Here is a 19,149-nt window from a genome sequence, read left to right as displayed (position 1 = left end):
GATCCAGGCAAGCGCGACGGATCAACGGTAAAACGCTAGCACTCGCCTGCCTGACCCAGCACCTCGGTCATCCGCTGCAGGGCCGCTTGCAAGGGGTCGGTCTGTCCATCCAGCCAGATCAGTGCCAGGTACTGCGAATGCTGACCCTGGACGCTGAACCAGTCACCGGGTATGGCCTTGAGCGTCGAGCCCGCCAGGGCGGTGATCACCCGGCGGACAGCCCCGGCGTCATGTAGACGCAGCCAGACGATATCCCCTCCCGCGGGCTGTTCGAACGCCAGTTGCTGGCCGCACTGAGCCATGAGCTGCTGGCACAGATAGCCCATGCACCAGCGCATCGCCTCTCGCCAGCGCCGCAGGTGAGCGTCGACTTCCCCCTTGTCCAGTAGACAGGCAAGCGCTTGCTGTCGCACCGGAGAGAGCTCGAAGCAGCGACGCGCGAACGCCCGCAGGACCTCGTTATGGCTGCTCAATACATAGGCATAGGGAGCCTCGGCCCCCGCCGAGGCTGCCAGCGACCCCAGTACCAGCAGCCAGCGTGGGTCGATCAGATCGCGCAGGCGCAGGCTGGACGGGGTGCTGTAACAGCGTTCGCTGTCCAGGTCGTTCTCCACCACCCAGACAGGGTACTGAGCCAACAAACCGGCTATCGACCGCTGCTCGTGCTCACCCAGCAAACGCCCCTGCGGCATGCCCAGGCAGGAGGGCATCACCACGGCCCGCACCGGTTCGGTCTTGAGCAGGTGGTCCATGGCCACCAGATCCAGTTCCCCCGACACCAGGCACGGCACTTCGAGCACCCGCATGTCCACGTCCTGCATCGCGCTGAACAGCCGCCAGCAGCACGGCGACGCCACCAACGCGGTGGCGCCACGCAGCCCGAGGGCCGGTAGCAGCGTCTGCAGCACCGCCCTCACGTCCGGCCCCAGATGCACATGCTCGGCACGCCAGGAGTGCGAGGGCGATCGGGTGTAACGCTGGGCCAGGACTAGGCGCAAGCGTTCACCGGCCAGTCCGTGAGCCTGGCTCAGACAACGATCGCTCTGGCGCAGCAGGCGACGTTCATGGCGGTGCAATGCGCGCTCCAACTGCGAACTTGCGGGCATGGCCGCCCCCTGCCCCCACAGCCAGGGCAAGTCGGCGCCTGGCGAGCCTGCAACCTCGTCATCGGCACGGACGAAATAGCCACGCTTGGCAATGGAAACCACTCGCCCCTCGTTCTCCAGCAGCGCATAGGCACTTTGCACCGTGGCCAACGACACCCGCAGCCGGCGCGCCAGCGCGCGCAGCGAAGGCAAACGCAACTGACCGCTACGCGGGGCGTTGTCGATCAACCCCTGCAGATAGCGATACACAGCCTGATAGGCAAATTCGCCCGGTGTCGAACGCCCCATCAGCGACTGGCCCCGCCTCGCGACAGCAGCCGCAGACAGACGTCACGTCGCGCCAGCCGCGCCAGCAACTGCATTGGGGCCTCGGGCAGCTTACCCTCGAAGATGGCCCGCAACTCAGTCAGTGCCAAGCCGCTGGTGTTGACCAGCCAGTCCTTCACCGCATCTGGGCAGTCCTTGCCTTGCAGCGCGCGCAACAAATACGGCAAGGCCACGAGCATGTCGGGATGTCGGCACCTGAGAAAGGTCTCGAGGTTACGCCCGTGATCGGCGAATGGCCTGAACAGCAAGCAACTGCACTGTGCCGGTTCGAGACCGTAGGCATTGGGATCTGGCCCCAGGGCGGCCTGCTCATCCCCATTCCGGCCGGCCGAGGCTGGTGGTTGCTGCAGGTCGATCGTTTGGGCACAGCGGGCTTGCAGGTCGGCCAGCCGCTCGAGGCTGGTGGGGTCGAGGAACGCGCCCAGCGACGGGCTGTCCAGGGCCGTCTCGCCTGCGCACTGGAGCATTTCGTCGAGCTGGCTCTCATCATGCAGGTGCAGCAGCAGGTCATCGAGCTTGACGCCGAGCAACGGCATTCGGTCCTCGACAACGACCGCCACCGAGGTGGACGGCGTTTCCAGTGGCGATCCGGCAACGGCGTTCAACTGGCTCAGACCACTCATCAGCGTAGCCAGACATTGCTGCACGGCCTGCGCTGCGCGTGGGTCCGCCTGACGCAGTGTTCGTCGTGCCCAGGCCAGGTAACGCCGACGTTGCCGTTCGGGCAAGGCAGTGACGATCGCATCGGCAGACGCAGCGTTATCGTCGATGGCCCGACACACGGCATCGGCCAGTTCCAAGTGCAGGCGACAGCCCAACAGCGCCTCGCCACCGACATCCTGCAGGTGGCCGAACAACAGCAGTGACCGACGATGCATCGACCAGTGGTCGCGGTGAAAAGTGGACCGCCCCTCGAAGGGCACCGCCTCGGCACCTTCGATGATCTGCAGGTTCACCCGCGGATCGTCGGCCATGAACAGCGCGTTGAAACAACGCTCATGCCGCTGTACTACCGCGCTGCCCGGCCCCGGCAGGCAAGCGACGAGCACCCGTAGCTGGAATGTGGCCGGCGCGCGCAGGGCGATGCACAACTGCGCTGCACGCAGCATGGCCAGCAAGCGCGCACTACGTCGGTCGTTGCCATGCACCACCAGCAGGCGGAACGTGCCGATGTAATCAGGGCCGCCCGCCGCCACCAACAGGCGCTGCACGAGCAACTGCATCGAGGCGCGCTGCGCCGCAGACATGTGCCTCATCAAGCGCTCCAGCACCTGCTCGTAGATATAGTTCATGGCTTGATTATGAGTCATTGTCACTGGGTCACCTCGCCAACTTGGTTAGTTCATCCCTGTACTTGCGCGACAAGACCTGCTCAGAGCATTCAAAAAAGAAAACTCCTACAGATACTTCGGAAGTATGTAGGAAATGAAAAATCATCATATCGATAGCCATCATGCCGAGGCGGTCGAACAGGCCAGACCTTGCCTGGCGCTGCTCCGCAGCAAACTATCATTGAGCCATTATCAAGCGTTGCGCTCGGAATAAAAGATACAGATCCCGGTAAAAAAACCATGCAGCAGGCAAGAAAAGCCACCTTGTATTGAAGGCACAATTAAACCGACGCAGAAAAGCGTACCAATAGATGACAGAGATCAACTATCGATCAAAATTAGTGTAAGATTTTGCGATTACGTAATGTAGGAATCGCAGATAAAAAAGCCCAGGACATCCGCCTGGGCTTGTTGAAAAGCGGCCCGCTGTCGTCGACTAGCCCGCGCCGAGATCCAGGATCACCCGTCCGCCGCACGGGCATGCGTCCATGTATCGATGGGCCTCGACCACCTCGCTGAAAGGATAGACCTTGGCGATCTGCGGCTTGAGCAGTTGGTCAGCGGTGAACTGATTGATGTCGCGCAGGGCCCGGTGCAACGCCACCTGATCCTGGTGGATACCCAGCTCGGGCTTGCCGGTGAAGTTGCTCACGCAGTGCACGTAAAACTGGATGTTCTTCTGGAATGCCGCGCAGGCCGGGAATGGCGTCTGGTTGCCACCCTGCAGGCCGTACAGCACCAAGCTGCCACGCGGCGCCAGGACATCGCCGAGCAATGACATCTGTGGGCCGCCCAGGCCATCGAGGACCATGTCCACGCCACGTCCGCCGGTGTATTTGCCGATTTGCAGCAACAGGTCCTGCTCTTCGGTGACGATCACCTTGTCGGCGCCCAGGCCCAACAGGTACTCGCGCTGCTCGGTTTCCTTGGTGGCGGCGAACACGGTCAGACCCAGCGCCTTGCCCAGTTGCACGAAGGCCGGCCCGGCACAGTGACTGGCGTCGGTCACCAGCGCAGTCTGCCCGGCCTTGGCCCGGGCCAGGTCGACGTAAGCGAAATAGGCGATCAGCAAGGGCGTGTAATGCACACTGGCCTCGATGGGCGTGAGCAACGCGGGATAGCGGGTGATGGCCGTGCGGGGCAGCACGATGACATCGCCATACACCGGATGCTCGTTGGGGCTGGTGGCCGGGAAGCTGGCCACCCGGTCACCCACGGCGATATCCTCGACGCCCTCGCCAACCGCAGTGACCACGCCGGCCATCTCGTGCCCGATCCCCGCCGGCAGGCGCGCCTGGGAGGGTGCCAGGTTCTGCCGCCAGAGCACGTCGTACCAGCTGATGCCGATGGCCTCGACGCGAATCTGCACCTCGCCGGCAGCAGGCGTCGGCTCGGCCTGCTCTTCCAAGCGGAGCACGTCGGCCGCGCCGAACTTGTGGAATCGGATGATGCGGGACATCGCATACCTCGCCTATGTGAATCTCGTATTACCACGCACTTTATCCGGGCTTACCCCGTTAGACCATCAGCGGCCGTTAATAGTCGACATGCTTCTGATCGATTGGGCACCTGATCGCATCGATGCCCAGAAACCGGTGCAGGGTAGCAGCCTTTGGCCTTAAGATTCACCCCTGCCCCACTTTAGGCGAAGCGCACCGATGAATCGAAACGACCTGCGTCGCGTAGACCTCAACCTGCTGATCGTGTTCGAAACCCTGATGCATGAGCGCAGCGTGACCCGCGCCGCGGAAAAGCTGTTCCTCGGCCAACCGGCGATCAGCGCGGCCTTGTCGCGCCTGCGCAACCTGTTCGACGACCCGCTGTTCGTGCGCACCGGCCGCAGCATGGAGCCGTCGGCCCGGGCTCACGAGATCTTCGCCCTGCTGTCGCCGGCGCTGGACTCGATTTCCACCGCAGTCAGCCGTGCCGCCGAGTTCGACCCGGCTACCAGCAACGCGGTATTTCGCATTGGCCTGTCGGACGACACAGAATTCGCCCTGCTGCCGCAACTGCTCAAGCGCATCCGCGCCGAGGCGCCGGGCATCGTGCTGGTGGTGCGTCGGGTCAACTATCTGCTGATGCCGACTCTGCTGGCCTCGGGCGAGATCTCGGTCGGCGTTAGCTACACCAGCGACCTGCCGGCCAATGCCAAGCGCAAGATATTGCGGCGCAGTCGGCCCAAGTTGCTGCGCGCCGACAGCATGCCGGGCAGCATCAGCCTCGACGACTTCTGCGCCCGCCCCCATGCGCTGGTGTCGTTCGCCGGGGACTTGTCCGGGTTCATCGACGAAGCGCTCGAAGAAATCGGCCGCAAGCGCCACGTGGTGCTTGCGGTGCCGCAATTCAACGGGTTGGGGAGCTTGTTGGCGGGGACGGACATCGTCGCCACGGTACCCGACTACACCGCGGACGTCCTGACCGCGGCAGGAGGCTTGCGGGCCGAGGACCTACCGATCGAGGTGCGCAGTTTCGAACTGCACATGGCGTGGCGGGGGGCGCAGGATAATGATCCGGCGGAACGGTGGTTGCGGTCGAGGATTCAGATGTTCTTCGGGGATCCTGACAGTCTTTAATGGCTTCGTGCATGCTTGTTAGCTGATCATTGTTGCGTTTTCCAGCCTTTAATAGCAGTTTACTTCCAGCCAATTGCTAAATTTGGGGCAAATTTGAGGGCATGCTTTGGATGGTTTGAAAAGCATGCCCCCAGTCTGAGGACAAGCAGGCTATTGAGGAGGATAAATGGAGTGAATATCGGGGATCCAGATAGCCTCTGAGCGAGGTACGCACCTTCAGGTACGTGGCCGAGCAATGGCTGAACTTCAAGTCCGCGGAACTGGTGACGAAATCCCTCTCGGGTTTCCGTGGCGCGCTGGACAATCATGTTCTGCCGGCCATCGGCCATAAGCCGGTCAGCGAAATCAAGCTGGAGCACATCACCGAGATCATCACCGAGCTACGCCGCAAGCGCACCATGGCCATGGCCACGCGCGTGCGCACTATCATCCGCGCGGTGCTGGGTTTTGCCGAAGGACGTGGCTGGGTGGAGCGCAACGTGGCGCTGAGCAACATCGAGGAACTGAAGATCCGTCACGTGGTGACCAGCAATCCGGCAATCGAACGACCGGCCGACTTGGGTCGGTTTCTGCTGCGACTGGACGACTGTTACGACGGCATTGTCACCACGGCGATGCGGCTGTTGGTCATGCTGCCGGTTCGTCCCGGTGAACTGGCGAAGATGCGCTGGGAAGACGTCGACCTGGTCGGCGCCGACTGGCGCTACGTGGTCAGCAAGACGAAGCATCTGAACAGGGCCAAACACATCGTGCCGTTGCCGGAGCAGGCCCTGGTCCTGCTTCGAGAACTGCGCAAGACCCGCGTGGTGGATGATGAGGGTAACGGCTGGGCATTCGGCTCGCCGGTTCACCCAGGCAATCCGATGGATCCGACTTCCATGCTTAAGTCCTACCAATGCATCTGGCCCGAATACAAAATCACCGCGTATGGCTTTCGCGCCACTTATCGGACCATTGCCCACGAGCATCTGGGCATCGACCCGATCGTGCTGGAGCTTTCGTTGTCCCACCGTATGCCGGGGGCCCTGGGTGCGGTGTATGCGCGTGCGCTGTTGTTAGGACAACGTCGGGAGGCCGCTCAGCAATGGACGGACTACCTCGATCAGCTTCGTAAAAATGCCAAGCGCGAAGCAGCAGAATAAATGCGAGGAAAGCATACGTCTTTTCAACGGTGCCTCCAGTCGCTACAACAACCGCCTCACTGCAACGGTGAAGTACCTGCCTGACGGCAGTCTGGTACGAGCACTTGAGGACTGGTGCCAACACTTTGGGGGCTATCATCTTAATTATCAGAATCGCCGTGATCATTCGCCCGCGTTTGACGCTGTGGTTGATCCACTGCTTGTTGGCGCCGACGCCAAATTGACCCGCGGGCCGACGCAAGACTGACCCAACTCCAATCGGCAGAAATCCAGCAAAGGAAATGGTTCGCGATGAGTCAGACTGGAGCAGTGGCATCTCGGTAACTGGGTCAATTCAGCGTCGGCACCAACACTCTCGGTTCAAACTGTCGTATAACAATCCACTACACGCCGATACTGGCTGGGTGAAGCGCCGATGTGCTGACGGAAAAACCGTGTGAAATGACCTTGCTCGGAGAAGCCGAGGTTCTCCGACAACAGGCCCAACGTTCCACTGCGCTCACGCTCCAGCCAGGCAAAAGCCCGGCGCATGCGGGCGTCGTTCAGCAGCAGGGTCGGCGTCATGCCGGTATCTTTCTTGAACAGCGCAAAGAAGTGCGCCCGAGACAGGCCACACACCCGCGCGGCGTTGTCGATCGGGTTCGGATCATCAAGGTGCTCAAGCAACCAGGCGGTGCCACTGCGTACGCGCGCGTCTCGGAACTGACCTGAGCTCGGCGCTCCCAGTAGCGACAAATGCCGCCAGCTGGAAAAGTCCTCGATCAGTTCGATCAGGAAGTCGAACAGCATGAATTCCATGCGTTCTTTCGGCACGATCCCGCAGCCATGTGCTTCGGCGACCAAGATGTCGGCCAAGGTGCGATTACGACTCGACAGCTCGATGCACGACTGGGCAAAAAAGTCCGGCCGACCGCTGAGCGCCAGCGACTGCTGGGCAGTGGCCAGCCAGGCGGGCTCGATGTAGAGCGCCAGGATTACGGTGGCACCGGCACCCGGCTGCGGATCGTAGAAATGCGGCTCCCAGGCGTTGACCAACACCGCCGTGCGATCGCTGAGCGGAACCCGCCGACCGTTAACGTTGAAGTAAGTGTCTTCGCCGGAAACTTTGACCAGCACATGGCATTCGGAATGGGTATGGGTGACCAGCGAACGATCCATATTCAGCAAGGCGACCCGGCCAAACCTGCCGTGGAAAACCCGTTGGGCAATCGACATCAGATTCCTCCACTCGATTGAAGCGATTTCGTTATCAGCCTCAATGCATATCATCGGGGCGTCTATCTATTGCTCAAGCCCGGCGATCGCTCTATGGTTCAACAACACTTGGCTGGCCACTATCGCGCGCGAATGACCGAGCGTCTACCACGACTTTCGCAGCCCCCACGCTCGTCGGAAAAAGCGCCTTACAAGGCATGGCGCTCTTTCCCGTGATAAACGCGCAGGATATCGGCGACCACCGCCAGCGCGATTTCCGCCGGGGCCTTGCTGCCCAGATCGAGGCCGATGGGCATGTGCAAACGGGCAATCTGTTCATCCGTCAGACCACCGATGCGCTTGAGTCGCTCGGCGCGCTTGGTCGAGGTTGCCTGAGACCCCATGGCACCGATGTAAAACGCCGGGGTGTGGACCGCCTCCATTAGCGCCAGATCATCGATTCGCGGATCGTGAGTCAGCGCCACCACCGCGGTCGCCGCGTGGCAACCTCCGTCGGCAATGAACATCGAGGGCAGCACACGCTGCATCTCCACGCCTTCGAGATGTATATGCAGCATCTCCTCCCGGGGGTCGAAGGCGATGACTTCGCAGCCGATGGCGCGGGCAAAACTGGCGCAGGCTTCAGCGACCGGCGAGAGCCCTGCCAGAATCAGTCGCAACGCCGGGCCAACGCTGATGCGCACCTTTTCGTCGACGACTTGCACCCGCTCGCTGCCGTGTCCGCTGTCCGGGTCCAGGCGAAAGGCACCGCTGCTCAGCTCGACGTGACGCAGCAGACGACGCTGGCCGCCTAACGCCGCTTGCAGACTCTCCAAGTGTGCGATCCATTCGATGCTGGCAGCGCGGTGCTCGACCAGCACGATCAGCACGCCACCACAGGGCAATCGTAGACGGTGGCGTTGCTCGACGCTGTCGCCATAACTGACGATCTGCGCCGGTTCGCGTAATTCACCGCGCGCCAGGCTCTCGAGAAACTCCTCTTCAACGCAGCCACCCGACAGCGAGCCGACGTGTTCGCCCGTGCCGTTGGTCACCAGCATCGCACCCGGCGCACGCGGCGCCGAGCCATAGGTGGAGAGCACCGTGCATAGCCACTGGGCCTGCCCGGCGCGAGCCCATTGCAGTGCCTGGTCGATCACCTGAACATCGAGATGGCGCATGATTTGTATACCTCAAGCAATGCGTGGTACTGCATGCGGGGTTACGTTTACGGTAACCTGCGAGCAACCTAGTTCAATCGTTGACTCAACATGTCGCCACAACAATTTTTGCAACTTGGCCCGCTGCGCCTGGAATACCGCCAACTGCCTGCGGTTGATCCATCCCAACCGACGCTTGTGTTGCTGCACGAAGGCCTCGGCAGCGCCGAACAATGGAAAGACTTCCCCCAGCGCCTGGCCCAGGCCAGCGGTTACGGCGTGGTCACTTACAGCCGTCAGGGTTATGGGCAATCGAGCCCGGTAACCCTGCCACGTCCGCTGAACTACCTGAGCAGCGACGGCCCTCGCGAGCTACGGCAATTGCTCGATGCCTTGCAACTGCCACAGGTGGTCTTGCTCGGTCACAGTGACGGCGCATCCATCGTCCTTGCCTATGCCGCCGCCAACGATCCACGCGTGTTGGGCAGCATTGCACTGGCGCCTCACGTGATTGTCGAGGCCGAGAGCCTCGATGGCATTCGCCATACCACCGAGGCCTGGCATCAGGGCGAATTGCGCGAGCGCCTGGCACGCCATCATGGGACCAATGTCGACGGCGCCTTCCACGGCTGGAGCGACAGCTGGTTGCACCCGGACTTTTCCCTGGACGATCTCGAAGCGCAGTTGGCTTATATCAAAAAGCCGCTGCTGGTCATTCAAGGGCGCGACGACCACTACGCCACGCCCGAGCAACTGGTGGTCATCCAGCGACAGGTACCTGGACCGAGCCGCTGTGTACTGCTGGATGACTGTCGGCACTTTCCCCAAACCGAAGCGCCCGAGCGGACCTTGCAGCTCATCTGCGAATTCCTGGAGCACCTCCCCGCCTTTATTTGAAATTGCCTTGGGTTTCTGGGATCACCACGCTGCCGATCAGGTAGATCACCGACAGACCAACGGCGAAAATCGCCAGTACCATGGGGATCTGTGCAGGGCTGCTGCTGACCAGAGACACAAAGGTCGGCATGGTGCCGCCGAGGGCGAAACCGATGTTCCAGGACAATCCGGTACCGCTGGCTCGCAGCTCGGTGGCAAAGCGTTCGTTGAGGAAGATCAGAATCGGCGCGATGATCGCCCCACCAATGAAGCCTATGCCCACGCAATACAGCGCAGTGCGGGTCAGCGAACCCGATTCGGCGACACCCAGAAACATCATCGGCAGGCTCACCAGGTTGATCACACCCAGCAGCATGAAGGTCTTCTTGCGACCGATCAGGTCGCTCAGATAACCGAAGGCCAGTGCTCCGACAATGGTTGCCGCCGACCCATACATGAGCATCTGCGAAGTCTGCGTATGGGGCACTTTGGCGACCACGTTGAGCAAGGTCGGCAGATAACCACAGGCCAGGTAATACGTGGCACCGCCGCCAAACGTAATCAGCAGGTTGACCAGCATCACGCTGCGGTACTCGCGTCCGAACAGACGCTTGAGCGGCGACACGACCACTACCGTCGGACCCTTGGTCTTACGGGCTTGTTGCAGTTGCTGCCAGACCGGAGTTTCTTCCAGGTAACGGAACATCACCAGACCGAAAAACGTGCTGAGCAGGCCGCAGAAGAACATGAAGCGCCAGCCCCAGACGTCGAATTCCTCCCCGGGAATAATTTCCGACAACACCAGATAAGTGAATGACGCCAACAGCGCGCCCATGCCGGCACCGGCGCCACCGATCAACCCGGACATCAAGCCGCGATAGCGCGGCGAGATGGATTCGGTGCCGATGGTGTGAGTGGAGGCAACGATGCCGCCAACGAAAATGCCCTGAATTACACGTAATAACAGGAACAGTATCGGGGCCAATATGCCGATCTGATGAATGGTCGGCAACGCGCCGAATAGTGCCGTGGAAATACCAACGCCGACCATCGATACCATCAGCGCACGCTTGCGACCGTGTTTGTCGGCATACGCGCCAAAGATCGCCGAGCCCAGAGGACGCACCAGCAGGGCCACGGCGAACGAGGCATACACCGCGGCCAGCGACAGTGTCGGGGTGTCCGAGGGGAAGAACATGCGACCGATGATGGGTGCCACGTAGAGCAGAATGAACAGGTCAAACAAATCCAGTGCCCAGCCGAATGTCGAGGCAAATGCCGCGAGCAGGGCCTTACCCGGTGGAATCTGCGGTGTATCGATAGCGTCGCTGGTTGGTGATGCATTTATTGTTGTTGTCGTAGTCATAGTTGCCTCACACAAACGGTGAATCGAAACGTTCTGCAACCCGGTGCGCGGGTTGCGGGTAATCAGCAGGTCAGCGGTGATACCTTGATGTGTCCTATCAGTTGCATTGACGGGGCGGCAGACCCTGCTCCACAGGGACGCACGCCGTTTCCGACATGCTCGCGGGCCTGCTCGCCGGTACGCATTTACTCGCCGGTGAACACTGCCGCACGCTTGCTGTGAAACGCTTCGACGCCTTCCTTGAAGTCCCTGGAGCTACGCAGACGGCTGTAGCAGTGACCTTCCATTTCGATCGCGACGGTCAGCGGCGCATCTTCGTTGTCATTGATCAGTTTTTTCGCCGTGCGCTGAGCCAGCGGCGAGAAGCGGCGCAGTTCATCGACCAACGCATCGACGGTGCTTTCCAGTTCGGTATCCGGCACGACCTCGGTAGCGATACCCCAGGCATAGGCCTGGTCGCCCGTGATGCGCTTGGCGCGCATCACCATGTGCTTGGTGCGGGTGATGCCGATGATTTTCTGCAAGCGCGCGGAGCCACCCGAGCCCGGGATCTGCCCCAGGTTCTGCTCAGGCAAGGCGTAGCGCGTGGTTTGCGACGCAATGCGGAAATCGCAGGCCAGGGACAGTTCGAAACCGACACCGAAGGTGTAACCGCGGTTGGCAACGATCACCGGTTTTTCGCAACGTGCCGGTGCCGCGACGTTCCAGGCCAGCTTGGAAACGTGCTCTGGCGACGCTTCGAGAAAACCCTTAATGTCGCCGCCGCTGGAGAAGTGTTCACCCACCGAGCGCAGCACGATGACGCGCACGCCTTGGTGTGCATCGAGGGCTTCGAAGACCAGGCGCAGTTCATCACGCTGCCCCATGGAAATGACGTTCAACGGCGCCCGGTTGAGGATGATGTCGGCGCGCTCACGGGACACATCGACTTCTACCTGGAAGCCATCGAATTGAGTCTCGAGAAATTGCTGGATCGATTGTTGTTGCATGGGAGTGTCCTCTGGATGATTAGCTGATGGCCTTCAAGGCCTGTTCCTGGAATTGGGCCAGCAGCACGCGCCGCAGCACCTTGCCAACGGGAGATTTGGGAATCTGGTCGATGAACTGGTAACGCCGTGGCCGCTTGAATTTGGCCAGGCCCGAAGCGATGCAATGAGCATCGAGGTCAGATTCCGAGACCTCGGCACGAGGCTTGATAAAGGCGGCAATGATCTTGCCCCACTGCTCGTCAGGCATACCGACCACCACCACTTCTTCCACCGCTGGATGAAGAGAAAGCATGTTTTCGATTTCCGCGGGGCTGACGTTCTCGCCGCCGGTGATGATCAAATCATCGACTCGCCCCGTGACGAACAGATCGCCGTCCTGATCGAAGTAGCCGATATCGCCGGTGAAATACCATCCGTCACGCAACGCCTTGGCGGTGGCTTCGGGGCGGTTCAGGTAGCCTTCGAACGCCTCGTCACTCGCCAGGTCGGCGATGATCTGGCCCTCCTCCAACGGCTTGGCTTGCACATCCACCGATTCTGCATCGATCGGCACCACACGCACGCGCTGGTTCATTGCACTGCGCCCTGACGAACCGGGTTTGCGGCTGGCTTGCTGGTCGATGGTGAAGGTGTAGATTTCCGAGCTGCCGTAATGATTGACGAACAATTGCGGCTGGAACGCCGCCTCGACGCGACGTATCAAGCCGTCGCTCATCGGCGCACCGGCAAAGCCGACTTTCTCCACACTGGCGACTCGCTCGCGGGCGAAGGCCGGGTGTTCGATGAGCATGTGGTAGAGCGTCGGCACCAGGTACAGGTTGCTGACTTTTTCCCGCTCGATGGCCTGCAGCGTGGCTTCGACGTCGAACTTCGGCACACAGACAAAATGTCCGTCGATCAGCGCCATGGACAACAACGAACGCACGCCCATGGTGTGATAAAGCGGCATTACTCCCAGCGTGCACTCGCTCTGGCGGTAAAGGTTTTGCGCTACGTGGGCAACCGCCGCAGCGCGTTCACTACGGTGGCGACGGGGCACGCCCTTGGGCTTGCTGGTGGTGCCGGAGGTGTACAGCAGCAGTGAAAAGTCTTCGGCGTCGGCCTGCAGAATGATTGCCGCAGGCGCTTGCGAACACAGTTCCTCGAAACTCAGGTCGGAGTCGGCGGCACGCAGACCGACGGCGATCCGCGGCAGCCCTGTGGCGGCACTGCAGCCGGCTACGGCGGCCACGGTCGCGTCGTCGTAGGCCAACGCGCGGATTTGCGCATCTTCGATGCAGTAGCCCAGCTCATCGGCAGTCGAACGCCAGTTCAACGGGGTCATGACGACGCCCGCAAACTGACAAGCCCAATGCAGGGTCGCCATTTGCCAGCGGTTCTGCATCGCTACCAGCAGTCGGTCGCCGCGTTGCAGCCCCAGGCGTTGCAGGCCCCTGGCTGCGCTCTGGATATCGACGAACCAGTCTTCATAGGTTTTCTTCAATGCACCGTCACTGACCGCCACGGCGTGCGGTCGGCGCTCAACGGCTGCGAGGAAGCTGCGTCCGAGATCGAACATTTTTGTTATACCCCTTTGTTCGTTTGGCGCTGGGCGGCGACTTCGAGCACGGCCTGGACGATGCCGGTGTAGCCCGTGCAGCGACATAGATGCCCCGAAAGCATGTCGCGTACCTGGGTCTCGTCCGGGTTGGGTACCCGTTCGAGGAAATCCACGCAGGACATGAGAATGCCCGCAGTGCAAAAGCCGCACTGCAAGGCGTGATGACGGCGAAAAGCTTGTTGCAGGTCGCTCAGTGTGTCGTAGTCGGCCAGGGACTCGACGGTCTCGATACGCCGCTCGTGCCCCTGTACCGCGAGCATCAGGCAGGAACGCATGGCGACTCCGTCCACCAACACCGTGCAGGCACCGCAGACACCGTGTTCGCATCCAACATGGACACCCGTGGCACCGAGGTCGTGGCGCAGGAAATCGCAGAGTTGGGTGCGCGGTTCAGCCAACGCTTGGCGGGAGCGGCCGTTGAGTTCCAGGCGAATCGGAAAGGTTTGGTCGGCAGTTACACGCATGTCAGGCTCCTTCGATCAGCTGATGACCCAGCTCGCGAATCAGTTGGCGGCGATAGGCAGCACTGGCCTGCACGTCGTCTTGTGCATCGAGCGACCAGGCGGTTTGATTTAGCGCGTCGGGCAGCGCCGCACCACGTGGCAGACTGCGACGTTGCGGACGGTCGGCGACCCCTCCGATGCCGAGTTCGACCTGGTCCGTGCCGATGACCGCGGCCAGGGAAACAATGGCGAAGTCACCGTGGCGCATGGCGATTTCACGAAAGCGATAGGTGATGCCTTCGCGCTTGAGCGGAAAGCGCACCTCGACGACCAGTTCATCCGCACGCTTGTCGGTGGTGAGAATGCCCTGGAAGAAGTCGGCAGCCTTGACGATGCGCTTGCCTTTTTTCGACTCCAGGACGATTTCGCCGCCCAGCGTCACCAGGCACAGTGGCAACTCGGCGCTGGGGTCGGCATGAGCCACCGAGCCACAGACGGTGCCGCGGTTACGCGTCTGGAAGTGACCGATCCAGGGCATGGCCAGTGCCAATAAAGGCACCTCGTCCATCAGGCTCGAACGCGCCAGCAACTGCGCCTGTCGCACCCCGGCACCGACAGCCAGGCAATCGTTGCGCAGCTCGATATAGGCCAGCTCATCCACATGATTGATATCGATCAGCAATTTGGGTTGAGCCAGGCGCATGTTCAGCACCGCCATCAGCGATTGGCCGCCGGCGATGATGCGAGCTTCCTGGCCGTACTCGGCGAGCAACTCAACCACCTGACGACGGGTGTCAGCCCGAACGTAATCGAAAGCCGCCGGTTTCATTGCGCACCTCCCTTGCCAAACAGCGCGCCGAGCGAGGCACGCAGCCGCGCCCACCAGCCGGTGGAGATGGCTTGGCCGCTGACCCGTTGCGACAGGCGAGTAAATATTTGTCCGATGATCACTTTCGAGGCCCCTTGCAACATTCGACCGCCGACTGCGGCGACTTTGCCGCTGACCGCCACCTGGTATTGGTACTCCAGACGTGTGTGGCCATTTTCCAGTTCAACGAAACGCACCTGGGCCTGGCCTTGGGCCGATCCCATGGAGCTGCTGCCGGATCCCGACAGACGCAACGAATGCGGCGGGTCCAGATCACTCAGGGCCACCTTGGCCTCGAAGCGCGCGCGGATCATGCCGACGCCGACGGTGACGTCTGCGCGGTAACGGTTTTCGCCTTCGAGCACGAGGTCGTGGCAACCGGGAATGATCGCCGCCAGCGTCTGTGGGTCGAGCAAGGTATCGAACACCTGTTGCGGCGAGGCAGGAATCACCACCGAGTCGTTGGCCCGCAGTGCCGGTCCACCGGCGGCTGCGTCGAGGTTGTCATCGGCTTCCATACCGGCGGGCCGTGGCGGTTCGTCGATGCCAATGAGCGTGCGTACTTTCGAGGGCGTCAGTGGCAGACGGATGTCCGAGCGACCGAGGGCGTCGGCCACCGCGTTGGCGATGCACACCGGCGTGCTCATATTGTTGCCCTCGCCCACACCCTTGGCGCCCAATGGGGTGAATGGCGATGGCGTTTCCATGTGCAGGATCACCGGTTCGATCACTTCCGGTGCGGTCGGCACCAGGTAATCGGCGAAGGTCCCGGAGAGGAAGCTGCCGTCCTCGCCATAGGCGAACTCTTCCATCAGCGCCGCGCCGAGGCCCTGGGTGAAGCCACCACGAATCTGGCCATCAACCAGTGCCGGGTTGAGCAGGCGGCCGGCGTCATGGCAGGTGACGTAGCGATCGATGTGGATCTCGCCGGTCATGCGGTCGATTTCCAGGCCACAGATGTCAAAGACAAAGCCGTAGCACAGTGAGCTATTGACCTGATCCTGGTCGTCCGGCGCCACCAGTTGCGGCGGGCTCCAGAAGGCGGTTTCGCGCAGGCCGCCGCTTTCACCTTCCGGCAGCAGGCCCGGCGACCAGTGGGTCGCACCGGCAATCCGATGGAATGGCGCCACCGCCCCGCCATTGACCACAAAAATCTTGCCGCCGGCGAAACGAATATCTTCGGGACTGGCCTGCAACTGCTCGGCGGCAATTGCGGCGAGGCGATCGCGGATCTTCAGCGCGGCCTTGTAGACGGCACCGGCAACAGCGCCGGCGAAGCGGCTGGAATAGTTGCCCGAGGCAATCGACCAGGCGTCTTTCTGGGTATCCAGCTCGACGTTGACCACGATGGATTCCAACGCGACCCCGAGCACTTCGGCGACGACCTGCGCCACGGTGGTTTGATGGCCCTGCCCTTGCGGTGCCGAGGACACGTGCACACTCACGTCACCCAACGGGCCGACGTTGATGGTGGCGGTGGCGACAGCTCCGTTTTTCGGACCGGCCTTGCGCCGCTCTTCGGGTGTCATCGCGGTGGTGATGTAGCCCATGTTGGAAATCGAGGGTTCGATGACGGCGGCATAACCGATGCCATAGAATCGGCCTTCGGCACGCGCCTGATCACGACGCTTGAGCAACTCGTCGAGACCGCCCTCATCAGCCGCCAAGGCGATGCCTGCCTGGTAATTGCCGGAATCGAGCAGCGCGCCGGCGGCCGCCTGATAAGGAAAAGCATCGGCCGGCACCAGGTTGCGGCGGATCACCTCCAACGGATCAAGCTTCAACTGCACGGCGATGTGTTGCAGCAGCCGCTCCAGGGCGAAATACACCTGCGGTCCACCAAAACCACGGTTCAGGCCGGAAGGGGTTTTGTTGGTCAGCACCACGCGGTTGCGCACTTGCACATTGCGGATCGCGTAGGCCCCCGTCAGGTTGCCGTGCATGCGGTAGAACGTTGCCGGTTCGGGCGCTCTCAGGTAGGCACCGCAATCGTCGATCTGGTCATAACGCAACGCGGTGATACGGCCATCGGCTTCTACCGCCGCTTCAATCTCGGTCACCCGATTGGTCGCCGAAGAAGCCCCTTGAAGATGTTCCAGGCGGTCCTCGACCCACTTCACCGGTGCGCCGACTTTGCGTGACGCCAGGCCCATCATCACGACGTAAGGGAACACGCCTTGCTTGATGCCAAAGCTGCCGCCGGAATCTTTCGGTGTGCGCAAACGCAAGCGGTTGCCAGGCACATTCAGTGCCCGGGCCATGACCGTGTGCAACGCATAGGGGCCCTGGAAATTGGCCAACACGTCATAGATGCCGGTGGCGCGCTCGTACTGAGCCAGCACCACATAGCATTCAATGGGTGTGCAGGAACTGCGCGGAAACTTCACTTTGAGCGAGACCTTGTGCGGCGCCTGCTCGAACGCCTGTTCCGGCTCGCCATAGCGAAAGTGCCGTTCGTTGACCACGTTGCTGCCGACTGCTTCGTGCAGGATCGGTGCCTGTTCGGCGGTGGCCAGTTCAGGATCTATGATCGGCGACAGCCGCTCGTATTCAACGCGCACACCCTCGATGGCGTCCTCCGCCAGATAGCGGCTCTCAGCGATCACCACGGCCACCGGCTCTCCGACATAACGCACCTTGTCGACGGCGACGCACCAGTGCTCCATCGGCTGACGTACACCTACCGGGAAAGGCAGCGCCCAGCGTTTGACGTCTTCGCCGACCAGCACGCCGTGCACGCCTTTCATCAGCAGCGCTTTGGAAAAGTCCACCGAGATGATCCGGGCATGAGCGTGGGGTGAACGGATGATCGCCGCATGTAGCGTTCCCGGAGGGATCGCAGCGTCATCGGCATAGCAGCCGAGGCCGCGCAACAATGCGGCGTCCTCGACACGAGCCTGACGGGCGCCGATGTGGCCGGTCTGGCTTTCGGTAGCAGGTTGGGAACTGGTCATTTTTTCGCGGCTCTTGTTGTTATACAGCGCGATAGCGTTAGAGCCGAGTGTGTGAGAAAGGCGCAGGGAGCGCCTTGCCTGGAGAAAGGGAGTTCTGCGTTGGGGTCTGAAAATTTACCTTAGCGTCTGATTTTCAGGACAGGGACCAGTCAGAACTGCCTGTCAGGGATGTGGCGGCGGGTTGGCTCAGGAGAGCTTCGATTTCTGTATGGGGCATCGGTTTGGCAAAGTAATACCCCTGCAAAACATCGCAGCGACTGCGCTTCAGGAAATCCACCTGGGACGCCATTTCCACGCCTTCGGCGACCACCGTCAGGCGCAGGTGATGGGCCATGGAAATAATGCCTTTGGTGCACCCTGCATCATGATGGTCGGTGGCGATTTCCTGGATGAACGAGCGGTCGACCTTGATCTTGTCAATGGGTAAACGCTTGAGGTAGCTGAGGCTGGAAAAACCGGTTCCGAAATCATCAAGCGCAATGCGCACCAACGCCTTGAGCCGGTGCAACGTGTCGATCGCCTGTTCAACGTTATGCAGCAACAGCGATTCGGTAATCTCCAGTTCCAACTGCCCGGCGCTAAGTCCGTGCTTGCTCAGTACTGTCTGGATACAGTCGACGAAATGGCCACGCTGGAAATGCATCGGTGAAATATTCACTGCCATCGAAATTCCCGTGATGTCCTGCTCGCTTAGCTGGCGAAGCTGCGCGCAGACCGTATCGAGCACCCAAAGGCTCAGCGGGATGATCTGACCACTGTCCTCAACCACCGGCACAAACACCGCGGGGTTAGATAAATCCTTTTTCCGGATGCTCCTTAGCAGCGGCTTAACTGATGCTTTTTACTATAGTGACACTGGCGAAACCCCGAAAGAGCCAAACAATAATATAAAGTTAGAAAACCTTAAAGGCATATTAAACACAGCATTTGGAATAGATTCAGACCTTAAGGTCCCATATGGTGGAAAGTTTGTTAAGGCGGGAAGCAAAGTTTCGTTCAGAAGCTTTTTAAGTCACTGCTACCAAGACCAAACAACCATCGTATCACCTGATTATTTGTACATAAAACCCAGCGACAAGAAATTTCAAGAACGAGTACAGCGTACATTTAGAATGGCGCTTGGGGTCGAAAATGCATCTACCTCTGAATCGCCCCTAGTTTCGTAGACACCTCCAAGCCTCATAATGAGGCCCAAATAGGAGGTGCCATGAGTCGTCAGC

13 protein-coding genes and 2 pseudogenes are annotated in these 19,149 nt (G+C 60.9%); 3 read left to right on the top strand and 12 right to left on the bottom strand.

The genetic code is table 11. The annotated features are described in order from the left end of the window. Nucleotides 1-35: 35 nt before the first annotated feature. The 3 genes from KY379_RS20530 to KY379_RS20520 form a co-directional block, all read right to left on the bottom strand. Nucleotides 36-1,394 (bottom strand): GntR family transcriptional regulator, encoded by a 1,359-nt coding sequence (locus KY379_RS20530; RefSeq protein WP_133329240.1) that lies wholly within the window; start codon nucleotides 1,392-1,394, stop codon nucleotides 36-38. Beyond that, nucleotides 1,394-2,749 carry a hypothetical protein gene (locus tag KY379_RS20525; RefSeq protein ID WP_261241274.1) on the bottom strand — a complete coding sequence of 452 codons (1,356 nt, stop codon included), beginning with the start codon at nucleotides 2,747-2,749 and terminating at the stop codon, nucleotides 1,394-1,396. The genes KY379_RS20530 and KY379_RS20525 overlap by 1 nt, the downstream gene beginning before the upstream one ends. A 451-nt stretch (nucleotides 2,750-3,200) precedes the next feature. Beyond that, nucleotides 3,201-4,223, bottom strand: coding sequence for a zinc-dependent alcohol dehydrogenase family protein (locus tag KY379_RS20520; RefSeq protein WP_133329236.1), 1,023 nt, complete (start codon nucleotides 4,221-4,223; stop codon nucleotides 3,201-3,203). Nucleotides 4,224-4,422: 199 nt separating this feature from the next. On the opposite strand from KY379_RS20520, the gene KY379_RS20515 reads away from it, so the two are divergent. Together KY379_RS20515 and KY379_RS20510 are read left to right on the top strand one after the other, a co-directional pair. Continuing rightward, nucleotides 4,423-5,337, top strand: coding sequence for a LysR family transcriptional regulator (locus tag KY379_RS20515; protein WP_261241276.1), 915 nt, complete (start codon nucleotides 4,423-4,425; stop codon nucleotides 5,335-5,337). A 197-nt stretch (nucleotides 5,338-5,534) separates the two neighbouring features. Beyond that, nucleotides 5,535-6,479 (top strand): annotated as a pseudogene (locus KY379_RS20510) (tyrosine-type recombinase/integrase); the annotation flags it as partial. 360 nt (nucleotides 6,480-6,839) lie between these two features. On the opposite strand, the gene KY379_RS20505 reads toward KY379_RS20510, so the two are convergent. Both KY379_RS20505 and KY379_RS20500 read right to left on the bottom strand, forming a co-directional pair. Next, a complete protein-coding gene (locus KY379_RS20505; protein ID WP_261241278.1) occupies nucleotides 6,840-7,694 on the bottom strand; it encodes a helix-turn-helix transcriptional regulator in 855 nt (284 codons plus the stop codon). A gap of 188 nt (nucleotides 7,695-7,882) precedes the next feature. After that, nucleotides 7,883-8,854, bottom strand: a complete 972-nt coding sequence (locus tag KY379_RS20500; protein WP_261241279.1) for an XdhC family protein — start codon at nucleotides 8,852-8,854, stop codon at nucleotides 7,883-7,885. A gap of 90 nt (nucleotides 8,855-8,944) precedes the next feature. Here KY379_RS20500 and KY379_RS20495 point away from each other — a divergent pair, with 90 nt between their 5' ends. Beyond that, nucleotides 8,945-9,730, top strand: coding sequence for an alpha/beta fold hydrolase (locus KY379_RS20495; RefSeq protein ID WP_261241281.1), 786 nt, complete (start codon nucleotides 8,945-8,947; stop codon nucleotides 9,728-9,730). On the opposite strand, the gene KY379_RS20490 is transcribed toward KY379_RS20495, so the two are convergent. From KY379_RS20490 to KY379_RS20460, 7 genes and pseudogenes are all read right to left on the bottom strand, one after another. Further along, entirely contained in the window at nucleotides 9,723-11,075 is a 1,353-nt protein-coding gene (locus KY379_RS20490) for an MFS transporter (RefSeq protein WP_261241284.1), read from the bottom strand. The genes KY379_RS20495 and KY379_RS20490 overlap by 8 nt on opposite strands. A gap of 185 nt (nucleotides 11,076-11,260) precedes the next feature. Then, complete coding sequence (locus KY379_RS20485) at nucleotides 11,261-12,064, bottom strand: enoyl-CoA hydratase/isomerase family protein (RefSeq protein ID WP_261241286.1); 804 nt, start codon at nucleotides 12,062-12,064, stop codon at nucleotides 11,261-11,263. Between the two features lie 19 nt (nucleotides 12,065-12,083). Beyond that, entirely contained in the window at nucleotides 12,084-13,622 is a 1,539-nt protein-coding gene (locus KY379_RS20480; RefSeq protein ID WP_261241287.1) for an AMP-binding protein, read from the bottom strand. Nucleotides 13,623-13,627: 5 nt separating this feature from the next. Further along, on the bottom strand, nucleotides 13,628-14,128 hold the full coding sequence (locus tag KY379_RS20475) for a (2Fe-2S)-binding protein (protein ID WP_261241288.1): 501 nt from the start codon (nucleotides 14,126-14,128) through the stop codon (nucleotides 13,628-13,630). Nucleotide 14,129: 1 nt separating this feature from the next. After that, complete coding sequence (locus KY379_RS20470; protein WP_261241289.1) at nucleotides 14,130-14,936, bottom strand: FAD binding domain-containing protein; 807 nt, start codon at nucleotides 14,934-14,936, stop codon at nucleotides 14,130-14,132. Continuing rightward, nucleotides 14,933-17,929, bottom strand: coding sequence for a xanthine dehydrogenase family protein molybdopterin-binding subunit (locus KY379_RS20465; protein WP_261241291.1), 2,997 nt, complete (start codon nucleotides 17,927-17,929; stop codon nucleotides 14,933-14,935). The genes KY379_RS20470 and KY379_RS20465 overlap by 4 nt, the downstream gene beginning before the upstream one ends. A 133-nt stretch (nucleotides 17,930-18,062) precedes the next feature. Next, nucleotides 18,063-18,744: pseudogene (locus KY379_RS20460) on the bottom strand (putative bifunctional diguanylate cyclase/phosphodiesterase); the annotation flags it as partial. Between the last annotated feature and the right edge of the window lie 405 nt (nucleotides 18,745-19,149).

This window comes from Pseudomonas sp. HD6422 (genome assembly GCF_025377065.1).
Classification (GTDB): domain Bacteria; phylum Pseudomonadota; class Gammaproteobacteria; order Pseudomonadales; family Pseudomonadaceae; genus Aquipseudomonas; species Aquipseudomonas putida_U.
This window is presented reverse-complemented; position numbering and strand designations above follow the sequence as displayed.

Coding starts and splice junctions, on each gene's coding strand:
- KY379_RS20530 (WP_133329240.1), bottom strand. CDS start 1,394: ATGGGGCGTTCGACACCGGGCGAATTTGCCTATCAGGCTGTGTATCGC.
- KY379_RS20520 (WP_133329236.1), bottom strand. CDS start 4,223: ATGTCCCGCATCATCCGATTCCACAAGTTCGGCGCGGCCGACGTGCTC.
- KY379_RS20515 (WP_261241276.1), top strand. CDS start 4,423: ATGAATCGAAACGACCTGCGTCGCGTAGACCTCAACCTGCTGATCGTG.
- KY379_RS20505 (WP_261241278.1), bottom strand. CDS start 7,694: ATGTCGATTGCCCAACGGGTTTTCCACGGCAGGTTTGGCCGGGTCGCC.
- KY379_RS20500 (WP_261241279.1), bottom strand. CDS start 8,854: ATGCGCCATCTCGATGTTCAGGTGATCGACCAGGCACTGCAATGGGCT.
- KY379_RS20495 (WP_261241281.1), top strand. CDS start 8,945: ATGTCGCCACAACAATTTTTGCAACTTGGCCCGCTGCGCCTGGAATAC.
- KY379_RS20490 (WP_261241284.1), bottom strand. CDS start 11,075: ATGACTACGACAACAACAATAAATGCATCACCAACCAGCGACGCTATC.
- KY379_RS20485 (WP_261241286.1), bottom strand. CDS start 12,064: ATGCAACAACAATCGATCCAGCAATTTCTCGAGACTCAATTCGATGGC.
- KY379_RS20480 (WP_261241287.1), bottom strand. CDS start 13,622: ATGTTCGATCTCGGACGCAGCTTCCTCGCAGCCGTTGAGCGCCGACCG.
- KY379_RS20475 (WP_261241288.1), bottom strand. CDS start 14,128: ATGCGTGTAACTGCCGACCAAACCTTTCCGATTCGCCTGGAACTCAAC.
- KY379_RS20470 (WP_261241289.1), bottom strand. CDS start 14,936: ATGAAACCGGCGGCTTTCGATTACGTTCGGGCTGACACCCGTCGTCAG.
- KY379_RS20465 (WP_261241291.1), bottom strand. CDS start 17,929: ATGACCAGTTCCCAACCTGCTACCGAAAGCCAGACCGGCCACATCGGC.